The sequence below is a fragment of the Shigella sp. FC1567 genome, assembly GCF_001743015.1.
GTDB classification, from domain to species: Bacteria; Pseudomonadota; Gammaproteobacteria; order Enterobacterales; family Enterobacteriaceae; genus Escherichia; species Escherichia coli.
The window spans coordinates 1-353 of record NZ_MIIV01000426.1 but is presented as its reverse complement, the minus strand read 5'-3'; the positions used below and the strand labels follow the sequence as shown (position 1 = coordinate 353).

General features: G+C 55.5%; 1 protein-coding gene. It reads right to left on the bottom strand.

All coding sequences use genetic code 11. From position 1 onward, the window contains the following. Nucleotides 1-44: 44 nt before the first annotated feature. Nucleotides 45-233, bottom strand: a complete 189-nt coding sequence (locus tag BHE85_RS26865) for a hypothetical protein (RefSeq protein ID WP_000957844.1) — start codon at nt 231-233, stop codon at nt 45-47. Between the last annotated feature and the right edge of the window lie 120 nt (nt 234-353).

Below are 353 nucleotides of genomic sequence, written 5' to 3'. Positions count from 1 at the left end.
CGTTTCAGCGGGCGGGGAGTAAAAGCGGACAACATGAGGACGGATTAACCCCCGGTATCCTGTAGCCGGGTAAGGGCTGCTGTGTCGCCACGGCGCTCCAGGATGGAGGCCGCGACCATCGCAGGTGGTGGGTCCATGGGTTTGAGCATCTTCATCCAGTCCCATTCACGTTGTGAGAGCTTCTCAGCACCAACAGAGAGCAGAACGGGATCTATACTTTTGCGGGTCAACATAAGTGGATGAGTCCTTAATAAAACAGGTCCTCAGAGCATACATATTCTGCGGAGCGTGCGGCAACAACAGGACGAACAGGGGCGGTTTTCAATTTGCAGCCGTCAGGCTGCCGTGGTTCA